We start from the raw sequence: 19,381 nt of genomic DNA on the forward strand, positions 1-19,381 counted from the left end.
CCATGCCGGAACATTGAGACTTATCAATACACGCTCCTGGCACAGTCTGGAATGCTTTGCCTTGTCTGCCGCCTATGATCAGGCAACATCGGCTACCGACGATCCACTGGCTTCATGCACAACCGGGGACCCCAGTTCGGCGAATGAGAAGAGCTTGAAGGCACGCTCGCCGTTGTAGTCGAGTACCCGCAGATCGTCACTTTCATGCAGATCGTTGGCTACCACATTAAAGTGGCCGCCGTAGCGCTGTTTGGCCAGATCATAGGGAACCTCATAGGCGAGAAACTTCTCGATGCCCTTACTCACCAGTTTTTCCAATATCAGAGGATCTTCTATGGAGGTGTGGGATGTGAGAATCATCAATGGACCGCTCCCGGTCATTAACATAAAGGTCTTCATGACTACCTCCCTCCCGCAGGATTAAGGATTGAAGGTTTTCGTCTTTACCTGCATTAATTTTAGCTCACTCCACAATATCCAGGTTAATCATTGCGATTAACTCACTGCCGAGCAGACAGTGGTCCTATGCGCTACTTCAACTAGATATGGCCCTGTTTTTCCAGGGGGATCTTGAAGCTCTCCAATAATTCCCGGGGACCGGATGCCAGAATTGAACCATTCAATTCATAGCGGATACCGGAGAGGCCCAGCAGTGCCGAATAGAGCCCCTTGCCGGCTTCGGCCAAATCGATGGTGAGGGGGATGCTCAACACACTGTTGCCGCCCTGCGCGATATCCACAGGTTGCCGGATCAGACCCTTGCCGATCGCCGCACCATTCAGCTTCAGATTGTAATCCAGCTGCTGCAGCACCAGGGAGAAGCTGTTCGGATTCTCCACCCCGAGCTGCAGCAACACTTCGGCTTCATTCAGGGTAAGCCGCTTGACCGACAAAGACCTGATACTGAAATCGGGTATTTTCGGTACTGGAAAATCACCTGCAAAACTGACAGGTAAGCGCAGGTTTCCGATCACCGGCATTATGAAACCCAATCCCATATCCAGTTGATAGCTGGCCTGATCGGCATTTCTCAATTGATGGTAGCTCTTCAGCAGTTGCTGGAAACCGAGCCGCAGAGGCACCTCTATGCGGCTTTTGGTTTGAGCCGCCAGATTCACGCCCGCAGATTGTCTGCCCTTGAGAAATGATTGTTCAAAGAGCTGCAGATCGTAATCGAATTCAGCCAAATCAATGGCGAAGAGATTCGGGTTGTGAACATCCACATCGAACACCAGATCCACACCATCAAAATCGAGACCGGTCAGCCTGATCCCCTCAACCTGAGCCGTAGGTTTCCGACCTTCCATCACCTGACCGACCTGCTGCAGGGAAGAACACCCCTGTACAAGCCCTATCAATAGACAGCAGATCAGAAACGATATATACCTGGGCATCATCGGAAGCTCCCGGCGTCCAGCGCCTTGTCGGGTTGAGATGCCCATCTTACTCTTTGAAACAGCGTATTCCACCCCACCGCCTTGGGTTGAAAAAACGTATTACAAGCGCCAGAGCCAGCAGCAGAGTCAAGAGACCAGTGGTGCCACCGCCGCCATAATCGTCGCGATAGCTATCCTCCAAAGGCAATACCGCCAGATCTCCATCCTCATATGGCCCATAATTCACTGCCAGCAGATCATTATCGCCATCATACAGCTCGATCAGGACATCATAGTAACCGCTCGGGTAACCATCCAGTAGCCGTGTCACCACCTCATACTCATCATCGCTGACATCACCCTCAATGGGAAACAGGTCGGTTGTGTAGTAGTGGTTCCATGGCCCCCCCTCCAGGCTGAGGTAGAGTCTGGCATAGACCCAGACCTCATCACCCGATGTGTCCGCATCGAAAATCACCTTAATGCGGTGGTAGTACCCATCGTCGTCGTCATCCCTGCTGATCACGGTATATGCATCGAATATACTCAATTCACGCCCCACAGCATGTGCTGCGAAAGTGCGCTGAGCCGTTGCCCGAATACGGCCTCCCGAGACGACCAATTCCTGATATTCGTCCACATCGGCCTGATCAAGCTGGATTTCGTCTTTTTCGACGCCTGCAGCGACCGCTCCCTCCACTGATTGCGAGAACCTCGCAACACCCTCAACCGCAAAAGCATGCTGCCCTGCCGCCAGCATCACTACCAGTAGTGTGCTCAATCGCAGCCATCCGATCTTGCTATACCTGTGCATCACGACTCTCCCGTTCAATCCCTACGGTCTCGACGATGGCGAGGTTTGTCGCCATGACGATGATTTCTGTGTCTGTCGCCATGACGATGGTTTCTGTGTCTGTCACCGTGACGATGGTGTCTGTGTTTGTCGCGGTGACGATGGCCGTAACTCTCACTGCGCCGATACTCTCTGTGGCGATAGTGGCGGTCTCCATGGCGATGGGAGTGACCATGGTCGTGGTAATGATTCCAACTCAAACCGAGGAACAACCCGCCCAGCAAACCGTAAGGGTAGTCATAGTAATCGTGGGCCTGTGCCGGCGCTGCTGTTACCACTGAGGCAGAGAGTGCGCTTGCCAGGATCAGTGCTTTGGCTTTCATCATGTTTCTCCATATCGAACGAGCTTATGAGTAAGCATATGGAGTTGTGGCTGAACGAAAGCTGAATGGTGTGGAACCCGCTTGGATACAGGCAGAAAAATAAAGACTTAGGAAATGGGGGACCTCTCCAGCAGATCGTTCTGATACAACGCCTGGGCAATCTTTTTACTCTTCGCCGCCAAACGGCTGAGATCACCAAAGCTGGGTATGGCGCCATTGGCCAGTTTGGCCTCCCACCCATCCAGTTCGGTTTCCAGATAGATAAGCAGCTTGCTTGAGCAGCCTTTACAGGAATCGCCACACAACGCCTCATCGGGGAGACCGAAGGGAATCTCGTTCCGCACCTGATCGATAAGTTGGCGCATCGCGGTCTGGGTATTCGGTTTACGGTTTCTGTCCGTCACGCTAATCATCTCGAACGACACCATCTAGACGTTGGCATTCAAGGATGGACCTCTATCTCATCCAAAATTGCGGAAAGATCCAGCCACACTGAGGCCAGAGATCGCCACATCAAACATATTACAGTAATATGACATTTAGATGACAGTGATCAAGGCAATCCACAACACACCGTAATAAAATCCGAACCATCAAAAAATAAGCATTGAACAAATTGTGTATCGACTTTGAGGAGGGGGCACGACAGAACGAGGCAAGAGCTCGATCAGGCTTGCGTGGAGGATATGCGTTTACCTCGCAAAAACCGCACATAGTAGTTATACCTACTACTAGAGACCCTGTTTCCGATGTTTCAAATTCAATCTGATACACATTGTTCACAAGTTATCTAAACCTGCCGTAAGGCAGCACTTTCATACCAACTCACACTAAATGAGGATAACTTTATGCGACCAACCAACCCCATTGCTTCCCTTCTGGGAAGCTCACCTTTCAAACCCATGCAGTTGCATATGGGTAAAGTCAGAGAGTGCATCTCAGAAGTTCCTGGGCTGTTCGATGCCCTCATCGATAAAGACCAAGAAAAGCTGAAGGCTATTAAAGAGCAAATCTTCTCCCTCGAGCATGAAGCCGACCAGATTGAAAACGACATTCGCGCTCGTTTGCCAAAAAGCCTGTTCATGCCGGTAGACCGACGAGACCTGCTCGAACTGTTGGAAATGCAGGACAGCATCGCCGATACCGCACAGGATATCGCCGGCCTGTTGATGGAACGAGACATGTCCGTACCGGCCGATATGAGTGAGCCGCTGCGCAACTTCGTGCAACGGTGTGTCGACACATGCAACCAGGCGGCCACCATCATCGACGAACTTGATGAACTGATCGAGATGGGATTCAAGGGAAATCAGGCCAATAAGGTCGAGGAGATGGTGGAAGCACTCGGCAAGGTTGAGGACGAAACCGATGAGATGGGCATGGCGCTGGCGCGCAGTCTGTTCGCCCAGGAGGAGTCCATGAACCCGGTCTCAGTCATGTTCTGGTATCAGATGATCCAGTGGATCGGCGACTTGGCCGACTATGCAGAGAAAGTGGGTGACCGCATGCGATTACTGATTGCACGCTGACAGAGAAGACCGGAAAAGCATTAATCCGGGATTCTGACAAGGGTCTCAAGAATCAACCGACCGTATCACGCCAAACAATCCGCGTGATCACGGGCACAAAAGAACATCGAGGATTTCAAAGTGGAAATCATTAGCGAATGGGGTACAGTCTTTATTGCGTTGGCCGTCATCTTCGGCCTTTACATGAGCTGGGGCATCGGCGCCAATGACGTGGCCAACGCCATGGGCACATCGGTAGGCTCAGGTGCGATCACCGTAAAACAGGCGATTATCATCGCCGCCATCTTCGAATTTGCCGGCGCCTTCATAGCCGGCGGCTCCGTCACCAAGACCATCCGTAAGGGGATCATCGATCCCACCAGTATTGTCGGCAGTCCGGAACTGCTGATCTACGGCATGCTGGCCGCACTACTGGCATCCGCCATCTGGCTGATGATCGCCTCAACCCGTGGCTGGCCGGTCTCCACCACACACTCCATCGTCGGCGCCATTGTCGGCTTTGCCATGGTGGGCATCGGTGTGGACGCGGTAAACTGGGGCAAGATCGGCAGCATCGTCGCCAGCTGGATCGTCTCACCCGTGGTGGGCGGCTTCATCGCCCTGATCTTGATGATCAGCATACGAAAATTGATCCTGAACACAGACAATCCCTTTGCGCGCGCCAAAACCTGGGCGCCGGTATACGTCTTCCTGGTCGGTTGGATCGTCTCTCTTGTCACTCTTTTCAAGGGCCTGAAACACCTGAAACTGGAACTCAATATGTTCGAGAGCCTGGTGGTTGCAACCATAATCGGCATCATTGTTGCCTTTATCGGTAAGGCGATGATCAACAAGGTCAAGGTCGATGACGAGGCTGACCGGGATTTCCATTTCGCCAGCGTGGAGAAGGTTTTCACACCATTGATGATCTTCACCGCCTGCGCCATGGCGTTCGCCCATGGATCAAACGACGTTGCCAACGGCATCGGTCCCATGGCAGCGGTACTCTCACTGGTCGAAAACGGCGGTGATATCGCGCAAAAGTCAGAATTGCCGATCTGGGTACTCTTTGTGGGTGGTGCCGGTATCGTAATCGGTCTCGCCACCATGGGCTACAAGGTGATGCAGACAATCGGCACCAAGATCACAGAGCTGACACCAACCCGTGGTTACTGCGCAACCCTGGCGGCAGCCACCACGGTGGTCATCGCTTCCAAGACCGGCCTGCCGGTCTCGACCACTCAAATCGCGGTCGGCTGTGTGATGGGTGTCGGCCTGGCCCGCGGTGTTGGCGCCATCGACCTGCGCGTTGTGGGTAATATCGTCGTCTCATGGGCCATAACACTGCCGGCGGGTGGTATACTGGCCGCAGTATTCTTCTTCATGCTGAAGGGTATATTCAGCTGACAGGCGATAGTAAACGGGAGGAAAAGCCCCTGCCACAGGGGCTTTTTCCTTTTCTCCCATGGCTTGTTGTCCTCACCTGACAGACCAAACAGACCAAAAGACACCCAACGATTCACTACAGGCTGTATGGACTCATTACATACCCGACCTTTCGAAAGCACAAAAAACATCAAGGGGATCACTTTTCCGGGATTTGTCTCTTTCCGGCAACTGCTGATCACCGGCCCTCCCGGAGCCGGTAAGAGCACCATCATCCGACAGCTGGGCGGCTGGTCTGAAGAGGGCTATATCGACCTCTCTCTGAAGAATTGGTGGACTGCGCAGAGCCTCTCTCTACGCCCTCGGGAGATCCATCTCGGATTCCCTTTCAAAGGTGCTAAAGAGGCCTTGACGGTGTTCGATAAGGCATGGATCGATGCCTCCCCACCACTGGAAATCGATTTTGAGCGGATTGTGCTACCACCTCCCAAGCGATTTTTCTTTTCGGTCAATTGGAAAGAACGCTACGTTTTTGAGTTCATACTGCCCGAACCGGACGCACTGCTCAGGCAACGAATAAAGCGGGCCAAGCTTGGCACCCATCACGTGGATGAGGCTGTCAACCTGGAAAGGATCAAAAGGCAGTTGTCGGTCTTTCGCCAGGTAGCGAAATATCTTCACCAACAAGGCATCTCTATCTATATTCGGGAAGGGACCGAAGGCGGTCCACTGCAGATTATCGATTAGAGCAACACGATCATGAACCAAACCGGAACGAAAAGTAAAAAAGGTCTTCTTCAGCTGATTAAGAATGCCTTTGCCGGTCTGTCACAGTGCGAGGAGATCGACCTCAAGGAATCGTACCATCTGCATGGCACGAAAGTGAAGGTGCCGATTCACTGTTATCCGCTGCAGATCAATCTCCCCCCCGATGGCAAGGCGCTCCACCTCTATCCGGAAAGCCTGACCAATGCCATAGATAACAGCTGTAATTCAAACAGCTTTATTGTTTTCGATCCAGAGACCTACTACAAGCAGATCAGTGGTTTTTTCCGCGTGGGAGACGGAGAGAAACTGGTTATCGGCAGCCAGGATAAAGAGCGTCAACGGACCTTTCTCAACATGCAACCCAAATTCTCGGATTATGTCTTTTCCATCACTAACGAGGATGGCAACCTGATATTCCGCGACTACTCCCCAAAAGCGGGCAGTTGCATGTCGCCATTGCTAAAAGACAAAAAGATGATGCGGGTTGCCACTTGGCGGCGTAAAAAGCTTAAGCGTATAGCTAAATTGTTTAATGGCGAGATTGCTGCATTACAGAAGGATAGGGCGCTAAATCTCATCCAGGACGTCAACCGGATCATGGAGAATGAGGCATTCCGCGAAAAGGACATGGCCGGCAACCCCGGGGGGGTCGTCCGGCTGCCCGATGATATGGCGCCGTTCATCATTGGAGACCTGCACGGAAAGGTCGACAACCTGTTGGTCATTCTGAGTCAGAATGGATTTCTGGAAGCCATGGAGCTGGGCAAGGCCTGCCTGGTAATCCTGGGTGATGCGGTACACAGTGAAGAGGAAGGCCGCTTCCATGAGATGGACAGCTCTATACTGATCATGGATATTATCTTTAGACTTAAACAGCAATTTCCCCAGCAGGTTTTCTATCTGCGCGGCAACCATGACGGTTTTTCCGATGAGATTGCAAAAGGCGGCGTGGCGCAAGGCCTGCTGTGGAAAAAGGCATTAAACAAAATCCGGGGTAAAGAGTACCGCAAAGAGATGGAACGCTTCTACGACTTGCTTCCATATGTCGCCTATTCCGGCCAAATGGTCTGCTGTCATGCCGCCCCCCCCACCTCGAAGACAAAACCGGAATTGTTGGTCAATATCAAAAACAATCCGGGTCTGATCAAGGAGCTATGCCAAAATAGACTGCAAAAACCCAACCGTCCCGGCGGTTATACGAAGGGTGACATTAAGCGTTTCCGCAAACTATTCAACCTTTCTGCCGATGTGCCGGTTATCGTCGGACATACCCCTATCACCCTGGACAACACGCTATGGAGCAATGTGGGCGATATCGAAAATCACTATGTCGTATACGGCGGCTATGATCAGTGGATAGGCGTCATGGTCCGCCTGGGCGATAAAATGTTTCCGCTCACCTATCCGGTGGAACCGCTACTCGACTATATTAATTCACTCGCAGAGTGAGCGTACCCCGCGATACCACACTACAATCACTCATTCTGCCTTGCTGGGCGGCAAACAGTCTCGGCACGACCAATTGGATTAGTGTTGACAGATCCTAAGTCGGGCCAAGTTGCTTTCGTCGCTTTTTTCCCTTTTTCAGTTTGATCTCGACAATCTTCAGTTCCGCTTTCAGGCGCTTTTGTTTGCAGACACGTTTCTCCTTTTTCAAGCGATGTCGTAAATGATCTCTCCTGTCCCTGAGACGTTTCAGAAGCTGGTCAATCTTGTCCAGGTCATCCTCACTGCCCTTCTTCCCCTTATCCAGAGACTTGAATAGACGCCGAAAGAGTTTGTCCAACTTCATATTCGTCATTCGACACAGGGAATGGCGGCAAACACTTCAAGAAACAGCTTAATCCTCCTTGATCTCTTCAGGCGGAATCACGGATTTCGCCATACGCTTGGCAAAGTAGTAGATTCGTTTTTGCTTTTCGATAATATCCACCTCGGTAGTGTAGGCGGCGATTCGATTGGGTTCTTCCGCAACCAGTCTTGAGGCCTGGTGTACAGCGGCAGACTCCGCCATCTTGTTGATCTCATGTTTCATGGCGATCACACTTTGCGCCACCCCGGTGTTGAGCTGAGAAACAGACTGAACAGCGCCATCGACCGCTTTCTTCACAACCTTGTGAAATCCTGAAAGCACTTCTTTGGTAGGCTCACTGATGGAGAAACCGTGATCGATGCGTTCGTGGCCCAAAGCAACCATATTGGTCTCTATGGTATCACCGATATTTTCCAGATCGCCGACCGCCTCCATCAGCGAAAGGAATTCCTCGGTCTGTTGGTCCGTCATCGATTGCTTACTGATCTTGCCGAGATAATCGATGATCTGTTCATAGAGAATATCCACCTCATCGTCAAGCATCGCCACATCATCCAGGGACTTGTGATCGCCATTGAGAATGGCGGGCATGATCCTGTCCAGCATCTCCATTACCCGTTCACCCATGTGCAGCACCTCCAGCCGCACACGATCCAATGCCAGGGATGGGGTGGAGAGCAGTTCATCGTCCAGATATTTTGCGCTGACGGCCAATCCCTCTTCCTCCAACAGCCGGTCGGGAACCAATCGCTCAACCAACCGGGCCAACTGGGCGGTGAACCAAATGAAGATCAGCGTGTTCGCGATGTTGAAAATGGTATGGGCATTGGCGATCTGGCGCGGTGTTTCAGCACCCAATCGCTCTATTCCCGAGAGTTCCGGATGACTCGGGGAGATCAGCGTCACGACTTCGGCCAACTGGGGAATGAACATGATCCACAGCACCACCCCCGCCACATTGAATATGACATGCACAATCGCCGCACGCACGGCCTCCCTCGGCTTGCCGATCGATGCCAGCATGGCCGTTACGCAAGTACCGATATTGGCGCCGAATGCCAACGCAATCCCTGCGGGAAGTGTTATGAAACCCTGGCTGGCCATCACAATCACGATACCGGTGGTCGCCGATGAAGATTGGATCAGACCCGTGAAACCCGCGGCCACCAGAATGCCGACCAATGGATTTTCCATACTGATCATCAGGTCCAAAAACGGCTGATAGGTGCGTAGCGGCTTCATGCCGTCACTCATGATACTCATTCCGAAGAAGACCAGGCCCAACCCCATCAACATGGCGCCGTAGTGCTTGATCTTCTCCTGCTTCGACGCAAATAGCATGGTAAAGCCGACACCGATCATCAACAGAGCGGCTTTGGTGACTTTGAATGCAACGATCTGGGCGGTGATTGTCGTACCGACATTGGCGCCCATGATGACGCCGATCGATTGAGATAACGACATCAAGCCGGCGGTGATAAACCCGACCACCAAAACCGTCGTTACCGATGAGGATTGAATAACGGCCGTTACGAAGGCACCGGTGACCGCTCCCATGAAGCGATTTGTCGTCAGTTTGGCGAGAATACCCTTCATGCGGGCGCCCGCCACGGCCTTCAATGCATCCGCCATCTGTTCCATACCGAACAGAAACAGGGCAAGGCCGCCAAACAGCTTCATCCCCATCACACCCCATTCGATGCCAGCATCTGCACCGCCATTCGCAAGCACGGGCAGCGCCAGCAGCATACCCAGCACACCGGCTAGCATGATGACTGATTGTTTAAGATTGAATTCAGTATTCTGGATAAGTTTATCGATAATCATGTCAGGATGTCTCTTCTTGTAGTTCAGCCTTTACCACCAATACCGGCAACGGGCAAAGCTGGACCACGCGTTCAGCCACTGATCCCAACATTAAATGCTTGAGCCCCCTCTCGCCTTTACTGCCCATCACCACAATTGATGCATCGATTTTTTCTGCGACCTGCATAATCCGTGTAACGGGCAAACCAATAACCAGCATCCGCTCAGTCCTTTTGAGGCGTTGTTTGGTATTGTATTTTTTGCGAAACTCCTGGATGAATTCCTCCAGCATGGCGCGCGCGGCATCTTGCATTCTGGCGAGTTTCTTCTTTTTTAGCATAGTCGTATAGTAACCCGGCATATCACCAGGATCGTGTACGACATGTAACACGACTACCCTTACCTTGAGACACTCCGCCAACTCAAATGCCTTAAGTAGTGCCGCCTCCGATGCTACTGAAAAGTCGACAGGTACCAGGATAGGTTGTTTGGCTGTTTTAACGGCCATGACCACATTCCTCCCCATTCAGTCGTTGTAATTTAGTGATTATTTCACCCCAGTTGTCTTTCGATTCTCACTTTCAGCACAGAACGCTCATCAGACTCTATCACAGTCAGGCGGTAGCCTTTCTCTTCAATCGCATCGCCCTCTGACGGTATATTACGCAGGCGGCTGACGATCAGGCCACCCACCGTCAGTGCCTCCTCCACCGGAAAATCCACATGTAAAATATCATTGATCTCCGATATCGGCGTTCTGCCGCTCACAAGGTGGCTGTTTTCACTCTCATGTTCTATGTAGTTCCGACGCTTCGGCTGGTATTCATCAAAGTCATACCCTACATCGATTTCACCCACCACCTCTTCAAAAACGTCTTCCATGGTCAGGATGCCGATCGCAGAGCCGAATTCGTCCACCACCACAGCCATATGGTCCTTCCTTGCCTGCAGCATCGGCAGTGTACGATCGATGGTCTGCCTCGGGGATAGATAGAGTACCGGGCTGATGTAATCGGTAATCGGTTTATCCTCCAGATCGGGTAGCATCAGGTCCCAGGTATCGAGGGTCAGTATACCTTTGACATTGGTAATGTTGCCGCGATAGACGGGCAGGCGATTGTAGCCATGCTTCATGACCAACCTCACCGCTTCCTTCATGTTCCGCACTTCATTTATACCCACAACATCCGGTAATGGGATCATCGCTTCACCGACCGTGGTATCGGCAAAACGAATGATTCTTCGGATCCGCTTGCGATCGATGGTCTGCATGTCAGAGGTCGAATCGGACACATCCAACAGCACCCGCAACTCCTCGCGGGTTATAAACATATTCTGCGGTACTGTGCCGCCTCCCACAATCCGGGTTGCCAACCTGGCTACGCGACTGAAGATGAAGATCACCGGGTAGAATACATAGGAGAAGAAGCGCAGGATATAGACCAATCGGCTGACCAGGCTGTCAGCTTCCTGCTGAAATACACTTTTCGGCACTACTTCGCCAAAGATCAACAGAATGGGTGTTAATATGATCACTGAGATCAGGTCGCCGGTATTGCCAAACAGATCGATACAGACAAGCGCACCCAGAGTTGATATTGTGACTGTGGCGATATTGGTACCGACCAGGGTCGTACCCAGGATCACATCAGGTGTTTTGAACAGCCTGAGAACCAAATTTGCACCACGATTGCCCAGTTTCCCCTGATGCCGCAGTTTCAACTTGTCAGAGTTCACCATCGCGATCTCCGATCCGGAGAAAAATCCCTTCAACAACAGAAAGAAAAGGATCATCAGCAACTCAACGCTCCAGTTCATTTTCAACCTCCTCTGATTGCTTCTTTGCCTTCTCCTTTTGATCAATCATGGTTGGCTCCTCAATCCCCTCTTCGACCTTCTCCTTACCCGCCATTGCCGCCTCTGAGCCTTCATCCTCGACAACAGGAGGCTCCTCATCTTTGGCCACGATTTTACGCACCTGCACCTTGCTGATCCGCAGGCCTTTCACCTCCTTGACGATAAACTCATAGCCTTCGTTGCGCAGGTTATCCCCCTCATTTGGCAGACGGTCGAAAAGGCGGAATACCACGCCTCCGATGGTTGCCATCACGGGATCTTCGATATCGAAGTTGGTAAGATTGTAAAAGTCGGTAAGGCGCATATCGCCAGGAACGGTGTAGCTGTTCTCATCCTCTTCCTGGTAATACTCCGAACCGGCCATCTTTCCGGTAATCTCACCGAAGATGAAGGTCAACACATCCTTCATGGTAACGACGCCAAGCACCTCACCGTATTCGCCGAGTACGATGGAAATCCGGGTATTATTGGCCTGAAAATAGTCGAACATCTCATCCACCTTCTTGGTGGGCGGTACGAAATGCGCCGGTTTGAGGATCATATCCAGGGTAACCTGCTCCAGATCACCCCCACCTCTGACGAGTCGCAGGATATCCTCCGAGTGGATAAAGCCGATTACGTTGTCCCAGTGCCCCTGATAGACCGGAATCCTGGGATGCTGAAAACTGCGAAACGCCTCGATCAGTTCAGATACAGGCAGATCCGCATCCAGGAAAAGTATGCGTGGGCCGGGCGTCATTATCCGTGAAATATCTGTCTCTGAGGCCTCCAGTACATTATCGATAAGCACACGTTCGGTGGCTTCGATCACACCACTCTCTTCGCCCTCTTCCAATAATGTACGCAGTTCATCGGCATGCAGAATGTTCTCGCGACTTATCGCCTCACCCACGATCATTGTGGTGATGCGGTCGGATACCGATCTGACCGCTTCTCTCAGGGGCGTGATAAAAACGATCCACCGCGGCAATATTCTTGCTGTCAACCGGGTTGCGAACTTAACGGGAAAACTGACCGCAATGGTCTTTGGGGTTACCTCACCGATCAACAACAACAACGGTACCATGATGAGGATGTTAAACCAGGTGACGTTGGCATCACCGTAGAGCATCAGCAGGATCGCCGCCATATTGGCGGCCGAGGCGATATTCACCAGTTCGTTGCCGCATAGGATCGAAATAATCAGGCGTCGCGGCTCATCCAGCATGGCATGGATGCTTTCCGAATGCTTGTCACGGCTGTTTCTGAGTTTTTGCAGATCTATCCGACTGAGAGAGAAGAGGGCAGTCTCGGAGCCGGAGAAAACGGCCGACAGAGAAAGCAGGAACACTTGAAGCAGGACGCGCAGCAACAGCTCCCAGTCTACCTCTGCGAGTCCAAGAGAATCGATGAGTGTTCTCAACTCTTCCATTAACTATTCCGAATCGGCTTCTAGCGGCCACGATGGGCGGACAGATTAATACTGAAGCGGGGCTTTTGAATCAGATCGCATGATTCAGAACCCCATCATCAATGGCCAATTAAATGGGCTTGCAGTTATCGGGATTTCAAATACAGCTTCATCCGCTGCATGAATCAAAACAAACCCGGTTATTTTTTTCGTTCAGGATTGAAGAGACACTGTCGAAGCAATTAAGACCGCACGACAGCTACCTGTTTAACTCTACCTGAAATCACCAGCCCTGGTGAAATGCCGGAATCTTGCTGCCTCCCGGAACGAGCTGTTCGGATGAATCATAGAACAGCTTCTATATGAGTTTAACAAGAATACATCCCCTAGCGTATAATTGTTACAGTTTTATGACAGTATGATGACAGCAGTCAACATACAATAGAAATCCCGACCATAAATTCTCTCTTACCTCACCAGATTGAGACATGGTGCTGCCTATCTATCAATGTAGAAAGCGCGGATACACATACTTCGATAATACAGCCAGGATAATGGCAGCTTGAAACAGGTCCGATAATGATACGAAAAATATTTCTTCCCAGCATTCTGATCATACTAACCTATGGCTTCTGGATCAGTCCTGATTTCAAGGAGATAGCAGCGGGTGTCGCCATCTTTCTATTCGGCATGCTGTCTCTCGAGGAGGGCTTCAAGGCATTTACCGGCGGAACGCTGGAGCGGATCTTGCGCAATAGCACCAACCGTTACTGGAAAAGCCTCAGCTTCGGTATCGTCAGCACCACGATCATGCAGTCCAGCTCACTGGTGTCGGTCATCACCATCTCCTTTCTCAGCGCCGGCCTGATCACCCTGGCTGCCGGTATCGGCATCATCTTCGGCGCCAATATCGGCACCACAACAGGGGCCTGGTTGATTGCCGGTCTCGGCTTGAAGGTGAAAATCTCAGCCTACGCCATGCCCATGCTGGCATTCGGCATCATCATGGTTTTCCAAAAGTCCAATACATACAAAGGATTAGGCTACATACTCGCCGGCCTCGGCTTCCTGTTTCTCGGCATTCATCACATGAAGGAGGGCTTCGAGGCCTTCAAATCCACCATCGACCTGACCGAATTCGCCGTTGCCGGCTATCCCGGCCTGTTTCTGTTTGCCGGCATCGGCATATTCGCCACCGTCGTCATGCAATCGAGCCATGCCACCCTGGTATTGATTCTGACCGGCCTCGCAGCGGGGCAGATCACCTATGAAAACGCCCTTGCATTGGCGATAGGCGCCAACGTGGGTACCTGTATTACCGCAATCCTCGGCTCGCTCAGCGCCAATGTGGAGGGAAAACGCCTGGCGGCTGCACACCTTGTCTTCAATGTCATAACCGGTGTCATAGCCATCGTCTTTATCCAACAGTTTCTGTGGGGCGTTGAGAGCATCAGCGCCCTGGTGGGAATAGCAGACGAAGACTACACCCTGAAACTGGCCGTATTCCATACTCTGTTCAACATCACCGGTGTATTGGTCATGACGCCGTTTATAAGCATGCTTGTCACCAAATTGGAAAGCATGCTGCGGGCAAAGGAGGTTTCGGTTGTTGAACCCAAATACCTCTACGATGCCACCATGGGATTTCCCGATACGGTGATGGAGTCGGTACGCAAGGAAACCCTGCATCTCTACGATAATGCCCTGGAGATTATTGCCCATGGTGTCAGTCTCCACAGGCGTGATGTTTTCTCCTCGGCCGATCTGTCTGAAATCGTTGAAAAACCTCATAAAGTTATCGATATCGATATCGACGAGGTGTATGGCCGCAACGTCAAGGTGCTGTACGGTGCCATCGTCAGCTATATCTCGGAAGCCCAGACCCAGATCACGTCGGAGTACTCTGAAGACCTCTACTCCCTGAGACTGGCAGGCCGACACATCGTGGAGGCCTTGAAGGACGTGAAACACTTGCGCAAGAACCTGGCAACCTATATGGTTTCAGACAATGAGCATATTCGTGCAGAATATAATAAATTCAGGTTGCAAATTGGTAACATTCTGCGTGAGCTTGGGGATTTAAGGATACAGTCCGAGGATCCGGATAACATCACAATCCTCAATCTGGACGGTCTGAAAGCGGAGATTGAAGAGATCGATGTGGTAGCCAACGGTTCGCTGGATCATCTGATTCGTGAGAACCTGATAACCGAGAAGATGGCCACATCGATTATGAATGACAGCGCCTACACCTTCGACATCTCCAAAAATCTGATCGACATGGCGGAGATACTGTTCGCCGCACGCGCACTTGATCTCAGAGAGGCGGAACAGGATATCGCACTCAACGAAGATGAACTGGAACAGATCATCGAAGAGGTCGAGGCCGAAGAAAAAGCACAAGACAGATAGATAACGAAGAGGTAGCCACCATGCCCCCACCAGAGAAAATCGTAAAAAAATTGATGGACCTGCTCGATTCAGGCAAAAAAAAGGATAGGGCCAAATGCGACCGCATCTCAGAACTCTTAAAGAAACTAAAAAAGCAGGAACGCGTAGTCAAAGAGAAACTGGCCAACGAAAAGGACCGAACAAAACGCAAGCGCCTGTCAACCGAGGTCAAAATCATCCATACTCAGCGTAAAAAGGCGATTCGGCGTTTCAAGGAGCTGAAAAGCAAGTGTTAGGTAAGCGTGAACACGCTGACAATCACTATTTATAGTTATCCAGTGCATCAAGCAGGCGCTGCCGAATTGCTTGACGCAGATCAGGCGGTGAAATAATTTCCACATCAGGACCATATTTCAATAGATCCATCAGTAGTTCCTCAGGGTTGCCGTAGGGTAATGTCAATTCGTATCGCCCATCCTCCAGCCAGCGAAACTGTTGTTTGGGGTGCCACTCTTCAGAGGCCACCCACTTGGCTGCACGGGGTGTGAAGCGCACGACTGCCAGATGATTGGCTTGCCCCGAAAATATGCCGTAGGTATCGGCAAAGTGGTGTTCCAGCTGCTCTTCCTCCACCTCTTTCGCGGCATAATCCAGCTGCCTTGCTTGCCGAATCGAATCCATGGCAAAGGTACGTATTCCCTCACGCAAATGACACCAGGCATCCAGATACCAATTGTCGCGATAGTGGGTGAGGCGTTGTGGAGACACCTCGCGCTCGCTAAGCGTATCACCTGATCGGTTGTAATAGGTGAGATAGATCCGGCGCCTGGCTGCCAGGCTTCCTGCAATGAGGGTAAAGAACGGACTGGAGGGCCGGGCGGCGGCTCGTATCAGTCGAATCCTGTTTGTGAGCGATTCACCACCCTGCCCCTGCTGCCGCTCCAGCAGCGTGTCGATCTTTCGCCGCAACGGTTGCAGGTGGCTCTCCAGGAGGCCAGGCTGCACTGCTTCAAGTAACTGCTGAACGGTGAGTAATGCATGCAGTTCAGAGGCATTGAACCAGAGTCCCGGCAGTTCATACATCTCCCCTTCATTCGGATCGTATCGATAGCCGTTGAGTTTTCGATCATAGACGATCGGTGCATTGAGGTAGAGACGCATCTCTTCGATGAGGCGCTTCACAGTGGCCCGGGAACACTCCAGCTCCTGTTCCAATCGATGTCTCGAAACCGGATAGCGGGCTGTCTGCAGGATACGGTTGAGCTCAAAAATCCGGTCGAACCGATCCATGCAAGGTGTCAAATAGATTTAAGTTTCTGCGCAGGGTTGTCCGGCTCATCCAGAGACCAGAGTCTTTCCAGATGGTAGAAATCCCGCACCTTTGGCTGCATCACATGCACCACGACACCGTTAAGGTCCACCAGGGCCCATTCACCATCTTCCATCCCCTCGGTACCGAGCGGGGCTTCACCGGCTTGTTTCGCTTTGAAGGCCACTGTCTGGGCAATCGATTTCACATGCCTGTCAGAGGTGCCGCTGGCGACAACCATGATATCTGTTATGCTGGTCTTTCCTCGTACATCCAGTACCACCACATCCTTAGCTTTCATGTCGTCCAGCGCCTGCAGAACGACGTCTCTGAGTTCTTCTATTTGCATTGAGTCCTGTGTCTGTTGCCTAAAAAAGTGACCGAATCACCGGTGGGGTGCGATTTTACCCAATCTTAAGGTCAAGCATAACCTATTGTGGCTCTTTTGCATGATCCGTCAGATAGAGATGTTTGTTTTCAATGAGTTGCAGCACCGCCTCCGGTAGCAGAAAGCGTGGAGTCCGCCCCTCGGCAACCAGGCTACGGATCTTGCTCGCTGAAATATCAAGCTGGGTAACCGGCTGGTGCAGGATCATGCCACAATCCCGATCCCTGAGTTGCGCAGGGTTGGAGACGAGACGGGCATCAAGCAGCATTTCAACCTTTGATTCCTTGGAGCGCTCCTCCCCCGGCCGCTTCATCACAATGAGATGGGCAAGACGCAGAATCTGATCCGGGCGATGCCAGCCGAGAAAACCGTCAAATGCATCCATGCCCAACAACAGGCATAACGACCTGTCAGGTTGTTCTTTTCGCAAACTGGCGAGAGTATCCACCGTATAGGAATCCCCTGCACGCCGTATCTCCCTGTCGTCGACAACAAAACCCTGTTGCTGTCGCGTTGCGAGGCGCACCATTTCGAGTCTCAGATCTGCGGGTGTCTTGGGCTGATCGCGGTGTACCGCGCCATGCAGGGGGATGAATCGGACCTCATCCAGCCCGACAGTTTGCATCACATCCAGCGCAGTGCGCAGATGGCCGAAGTGAATCGGATCGAAGGTGCCACCGAAAATGCCGATCATCTTCTCGCGTCTAGTCAGCTACGGATGTGACCATCACCAAGCACGATGAACTTTACCGAGGTCAGCCCCTCCAGGCCGACCGGGCCCCGAGCGTGGAACTTGTCTGTCGAGATACCGATTTCAGCGCCCAAGCCATATTCGAATCCATCCGCGAAACGGGTCGAGGCGTTTACCATCACCGAGCTTGAATCCACTTCGGTGAGAAAACGGCGGGCACGTGTGTAATTCTCGGTCACAATGGCATCAGTATGCTGAGAACTGTGGCGATTGATATGAGCAATGGCCTGTTCCAGGCCTGCGACAACCTTGATGGAGAGTATCGGCGCCAGATACTCTGTATCCCAATCAGCCTCGGTCGCTGGCTGACAGTCGGCAACGATCTCCCGCGTGCGTTCACACCCCCGCAGTTCGACCCCCTTGTCGATCAGCGCACCGCCAATCTTTGAGAGGGTCTGTTCAGCGACCCCATCCGCCACCAGCAGGGTCTCCATTGTGTTACAGGTGCCATAGCGTTGAGTTTTGGCGTTCATCGCCACTGCAAATGCCTTGTCAAGATCGGCCTGGTCATCGATATAGACATGACAGATCCCGTCCAGATGCTTGATTACCGGCACTCTGGCTTCCTGGCTGATACGCTCGATCAGGCCTTTGCCTCCGCGTGGAATAATGACATCGATTGATTCAGGCATGGTGATCATCTGACCCACGGCAGAGCGGTCGGTGGTGGCCACCACCTGTACCGCTTCCTGAGGCAGGCCCGCTTTTCGTAAACCGCTATGAATCGAAGCCGCAATTGCCTGGTTGGAATAGTAGGCCTCGCTGCCACCCCGCAACACTGCGGCATTACCGGATTTCATACAGAGTGCCGCAGCATCGGCTGTGACATTGGGACGTGATTCGTAAATGATGCCGACGACCCCCAAAGGCACCCGCATACGACCCACCTGGATCCCGCTCGGGAGATACTTCATATCAAAGATCTCGCCGATGGGATCGGAAAGAGCGGCAATCTGACGCAAACCCTCGATCATGCTGTCGATTCGCCCAGGCGTCAGTTCGAGGCGATCCAGCAAGGCTGCGTCCAGCCCTTTCTCCGCACCCGCCTCCAGATCCTTGCTGTTTTCCGCCATCAACCTCTCTCTGGACACACCCAGTTCATCGGCAATGGCCTCGAGAGCTCTGTTTTTTTGCGCGGTAGTGGCGCTGGCAAGCACCCTTGAGGCCTGGCGGGCCTCTCCACCGAGCGCTGTCATGTAGCTGGCGACATCGGAAATCTGTTTTGACATGATCGTATGGTTGTCTCGTTAATTACTGCAGCCTAGGTTTAGGCAGCTGGATCAATTAAGCTGCTAACTTTAACAAATCTCGAACAAAATAACGCCATCCTTGATCCGGTCCTCCCCCGACCGGCAGTGCACCCGCTTCTCAAATGCGTGTATCTCAAAAACCATAATAAATTTATGGAGACAATTCGTGAGCCCCCCTGATCTTCTCATCAGATTATTTACATCTTATTGAT

General features: G+C 52.0%; 20 protein-coding genes. 6 read left to right on the plus strand and 14 right to left on the minus strand.

Annotation, left to right across the window (positions count from 1 at the left end; translation table 11 throughout):
* Positions 1–78: 78 nt before the first annotated feature.
* The 5 genes from CODIS_RS11465 to CODIS_RS11485 all read right to left on the minus strand — a co-directional run bounded on the left by CODIS_RS11465 (position 79) and on the right by CODIS_RS11485 (position 2,965).
* Positions 79–399 carry a hypothetical protein gene (locus tag CODIS_RS11465; protein ID WP_069124949.1) on the minus strand — a complete coding sequence of 107 codons (321 nt, stop codon included), beginning with the start codon at positions 397–399 and terminating at the stop codon, positions 79–81.
* Between the two features lie 140 nt (positions 400–539).
* A complete protein-coding gene (locus CODIS_RS11470; RefSeq protein WP_162420199.1) occupies positions 540–1,397 on the minus strand; it encodes an LEA/WHy family protein in 858 nt (285 codons plus the stop codon).
* Between the two features lie 46 nt (positions 1,398–1,443).
* Complete coding sequence (locus CODIS_RS11475; protein WP_069124951.1) at positions 1,444–2,190, minus strand: choice-of-anchor H family protein; 747 nt, start codon at positions 2,188–2,190, stop codon at positions 1,444–1,446.
* Positions 2,177–2,404, minus strand: coding sequence for a hypothetical protein (locus CODIS_RS11480; protein WP_069124952.1), 228 nt, complete (start codon positions 2,402–2,404; stop codon positions 2,177–2,179). Before CODIS_RS11480 ends, CODIS_RS11475 begins: the two co-directional genes overlap by 14 nt.
* Before the next feature lie 255 nt (positions 2,405–2,659).
* Positions 2,660–2,965 carry a hypothetical protein gene (locus tag CODIS_RS11485; protein ID WP_069125110.1) on the minus strand — a complete coding sequence of 102 codons (306 nt, stop codon included), beginning with the start codon at positions 2,963–2,965 and terminating at the stop codon, positions 2,660–2,662.
* Between the two features lie 435 nt (positions 2,966–3,400).
* Here CODIS_RS11485 and CODIS_RS11490 point away from each other — a divergent pair, with 435 nt between their 5' ends.
* From CODIS_RS11490 to CODIS_RS11505, 4 genes are all read left to right on the plus strand, one after another.
* Positions 3,401–4,081, plus strand: a complete 681-nt coding sequence (locus CODIS_RS11490) for a TIGR00153 family protein (protein WP_069124953.1) — start codon at positions 3,401–3,403, stop codon at positions 4,079–4,081.
* Positions 4,082–4,201: 120 nt separating this feature from the next.
* Positions 4,202–5,467, plus strand: coding sequence for an inorganic phosphate transporter (locus CODIS_RS11495; RefSeq protein ID WP_069124954.1), 1,266 nt, complete (start codon positions 4,202–4,204; stop codon positions 5,465–5,467).
* Positions 5,468–5,593: 126 nt separating this feature from the next.
* Positions 5,594–6,193, plus strand: coding sequence for an ATP-binding cassette domain-containing protein (locus CODIS_RS11500; protein WP_069124955.1), 600 nt, complete (start codon positions 5,594–5,596; stop codon positions 6,191–6,193).
* A 12-nt stretch (positions 6,194–6,205) separates the two neighbouring features.
* A complete protein-coding gene (locus CODIS_RS11505; RefSeq protein ID WP_069124956.1) occupies positions 6,206–7,663 on the plus strand; it encodes a metallophosphoesterase in 1,458 nt (485 codons plus the stop codon).
* A 94-nt stretch (positions 7,664–7,757) separates the two neighbouring features.
* Here CODIS_RS11505 and CODIS_RS11510 read toward each other — a convergent pair whose 3' ends face one another.
* Genes CODIS_RS11510 through CODIS_RS11530 form a run of 5 tightly spaced genes read right to left on the minus strand, consistent with a single transcriptional unit; the run spans position 7,758 to position 13,101 of the window.
* Complete coding sequence (locus tag CODIS_RS11510) at positions 7,758–8,006, minus strand: hypothetical protein (RefSeq protein ID WP_154723099.1); 249 nt, start codon at positions 8,004–8,006, stop codon at positions 7,758–7,760.
* A 48-nt stretch (positions 8,007–8,054) separates the two neighbouring features.
* A complete protein-coding gene (locus tag CODIS_RS11515) occupies positions 8,055–9,854 on the minus strand; it encodes a Na/Pi cotransporter family protein (protein WP_083220712.1) in 1,800 nt (599 codons plus the stop codon).
* Position 9,855: 1 nt separating this feature from the next.
* Positions 9,856–10,341: a universal stress protein gene (locus tag CODIS_RS11520; protein ID WP_069124958.1), complete on the minus strand. Its 486-nt coding sequence runs from the start codon at positions 10,339–10,341 to the stop codon at positions 9,856–9,858.
* A 44-nt stretch (positions 10,342–10,385) separates the two neighbouring features.
* The gene (locus tag CODIS_RS11525) at positions 10,386–11,651 is read right to left on the minus strand and encodes a hemolysin family protein (RefSeq protein WP_069124959.1); all 1,266 of its coding nucleotides are present in this window, start codon (positions 11,649–11,651) and stop codon (positions 10,386–10,388) included.
* Positions 11,635–13,101 carry a hemolysin family protein gene (locus CODIS_RS11530; RefSeq protein WP_069124960.1) on the minus strand — a complete coding sequence of 489 codons (1,467 nt, stop codon included), beginning with the start codon at positions 13,099–13,101 and terminating at the stop codon, positions 11,635–11,637. The genes CODIS_RS11525 and CODIS_RS11530 overlap by 17 nt, the downstream gene beginning before the upstream one ends.
* A gap of 558 nt (positions 13,102–13,659) precedes the next feature.
* On the opposite strand from CODIS_RS11530, the gene CODIS_RS11535 reads away from it, so the two are divergent.
* Positions 13,660–15,492, plus strand: coding sequence for a Na/Pi cotransporter family protein (locus tag CODIS_RS11535; RefSeq protein ID WP_069124961.1), 1,833 nt, complete (start codon positions 13,660–13,662; stop codon positions 15,490–15,492).
* A gap of 20 nt (positions 15,493–15,512) precedes the next feature.
* Positions 15,513–15,767 carry a hypothetical protein gene (locus CODIS_RS11540; RefSeq protein WP_069124962.1) on the plus strand — a complete coding sequence of 85 codons (255 nt, stop codon included), beginning with the start codon at positions 15,513–15,515 and terminating at the stop codon, positions 15,765–15,767.
* A 25-nt stretch (positions 15,768–15,792) separates the two neighbouring features.
* On the opposite strand, the gene CODIS_RS11545 is transcribed toward CODIS_RS11540, so the two are convergent.
* The 4 genes from CODIS_RS11545 to CODIS_RS11560 form a co-directional block, all read right to left on the minus strand.
* Positions 15,793–16,761 carry a helix-turn-helix transcriptional regulator gene (locus tag CODIS_RS11545; RefSeq protein ID WP_069124963.1) on the minus strand — a complete coding sequence of 323 codons (969 nt, stop codon included), beginning with the start codon at positions 16,759–16,761 and terminating at the stop codon, positions 15,793–15,795.
* An 8-nt stretch (positions 16,762–16,769) separates the two neighbouring features.
* Positions 16,770–17,129, minus strand: a complete 360-nt coding sequence (rsfS, locus tag CODIS_RS11550; RefSeq protein ID WP_069124964.1) for a ribosome silencing factor — start codon at positions 17,127–17,129, stop codon at positions 16,770–16,772.
* A gap of 82 nt (positions 17,130–17,211) precedes the next feature.
* A complete protein-coding gene (gene nadD / locus CODIS_RS11555; protein ID WP_069124965.1) occupies positions 17,212–17,862 on the minus strand; it encodes a nicotinate-nucleotide adenylyltransferase in 651 nt (216 codons plus the stop codon).
* Positions 17,863–17,876: 14 nt separating this feature from the next.
* Positions 17,877–19,148, minus strand: coding sequence for a glutamate-5-semialdehyde dehydrogenase (locus tag CODIS_RS11560; protein WP_069124966.1), 1,272 nt, complete (start codon positions 19,146–19,148; stop codon positions 17,877–17,879).
* Positions 19,149–19,381: the final 233 nt, after the last annotated feature.

This window comes from Candidatus Thiodiazotropha endolucinida (genome assembly GCF_001715975.1).
In the GTDB taxonomy this organism is placed as follows: domain Bacteria; phylum Pseudomonadota; class Gammaproteobacteria; order Chromatiales; family Chromatiaceae; genus Thiodiazotropha; species Thiodiazotropha endolucinida.

Excerpts from the sequence above, each read along its gene's own strand:
- CODIS_RS11485 (WP_069125110.1), bottom strand. The coding sequence starts at position 2,965 with ATGATTAGCGTGACGGACAGAAACCGTAAACCGAATACCCAGACCGCG.
- rsfS (WP_069124964.1), bottom strand. The coding sequence starts at position 17,129 with ATGCAAATAGAAGAACTCAGAGACGTCGTTCTGCAGGCGCTGGACGAC.
- CODIS_RS11465 (WP_069124949.1), bottom strand. The coding sequence starts at position 399 with ATGAAGACCTTTATGTTAATGACCGGGAGCGGTCCATTGATGATTCTC.
- CODIS_RS11500 (WP_069124955.1), top strand. The coding sequence starts at position 5,594 with ATGGACTCATTACATACCCGACCTTTCGAAAGCACAAAAAACATCAAG.
- CODIS_RS11480 (WP_069124952.1), bottom strand. The coding sequence starts at position 2,404 with ATGGTCACTCCCATCGCCATGGAGACCGCCACTATCGCCACAGAGAGT.
- CODIS_RS11490 (WP_069124953.1), top strand. The coding sequence starts at position 3,401 with ATGCGACCAACCAACCCCATTGCTTCCCTTCTGGGAAGCTCACCTTTC.
- nadD (WP_069124965.1), bottom strand. The coding sequence starts at position 17,862 with ATGATCGGCATTTTCGGTGGCACCTTCGATCCGATTCACTTCGGCCAT.
- CODIS_RS11530 (WP_069124960.1), bottom strand. The coding sequence starts at position 13,101 with ATGGAAGAGTTGAGAACACTCATCGATTCTCTTGGACTCGCAGAGGTA.
- CODIS_RS11475 (WP_069124951.1), bottom strand. The coding sequence starts at position 2,190 with ATGCACAGGTATAGCAAGATCGGATGGCTGCGATTGAGCACACTACTG.
- CODIS_RS11520 (WP_069124958.1), bottom strand. The coding sequence starts at position 10,341 with ATGGCCGTTAAAACAGCCAAACAACCTATCCTGGTACCTGTCGACTTT.
- CODIS_RS11525 (WP_069124959.1), bottom strand. The coding sequence starts at position 11,651 with ATGAACTGGAGCGTTGAGTTGCTGATGATCCTTTTCTTTCTGTTGTTG.
- CODIS_RS11535 (WP_069124961.1), top strand. The coding sequence starts at position 13,660 with ATGATACGAAAAATATTTCTTCCCAGCATTCTGATCATACTAACCTAT.
- CODIS_RS11515 (WP_083220712.1), bottom strand. The coding sequence starts at position 9,854 with ATGATTATCGATAAACTTATCCAGAATACTGAATTCAATCTTAAACAA.
- CODIS_RS11545 (WP_069124963.1), bottom strand. The coding sequence starts at position 16,761 with ATGGATCGGTTCGACCGGATTTTTGAGCTCAACCGTATCCTGCAGACA.
- CODIS_RS11505 (WP_069124956.1), top strand. The coding sequence starts at position 6,206 with ATGAACCAAACCGGAACGAAAAGTAAAAAAGGTCTTCTTCAGCTGATT.
- CODIS_RS11510 (WP_154723099.1), bottom strand. The coding sequence starts at position 8,006 with ATGAAGTTGGACAAACTCTTTCGGCGTCTATTCAAGTCTCTGGATAAG.
- CODIS_RS11470 (WP_162420199.1), bottom strand. The coding sequence starts at position 1,397 with ATGATGCCCAGGTATATATCGTTTCTGATCTGCTGTCTATTGATAGGG.
- CODIS_RS11560 (WP_069124966.1), bottom strand. The coding sequence starts at position 19,148 with ATGTCAAAACAGATTTCCGATGTCGCCAGCTACATGACAGCGCTCGGT.
- CODIS_RS11540 (WP_069124962.1), top strand. The coding sequence starts at position 15,513 with ATGCCCCCACCAGAGAAAATCGTAAAAAAATTGATGGACCTGCTCGAT.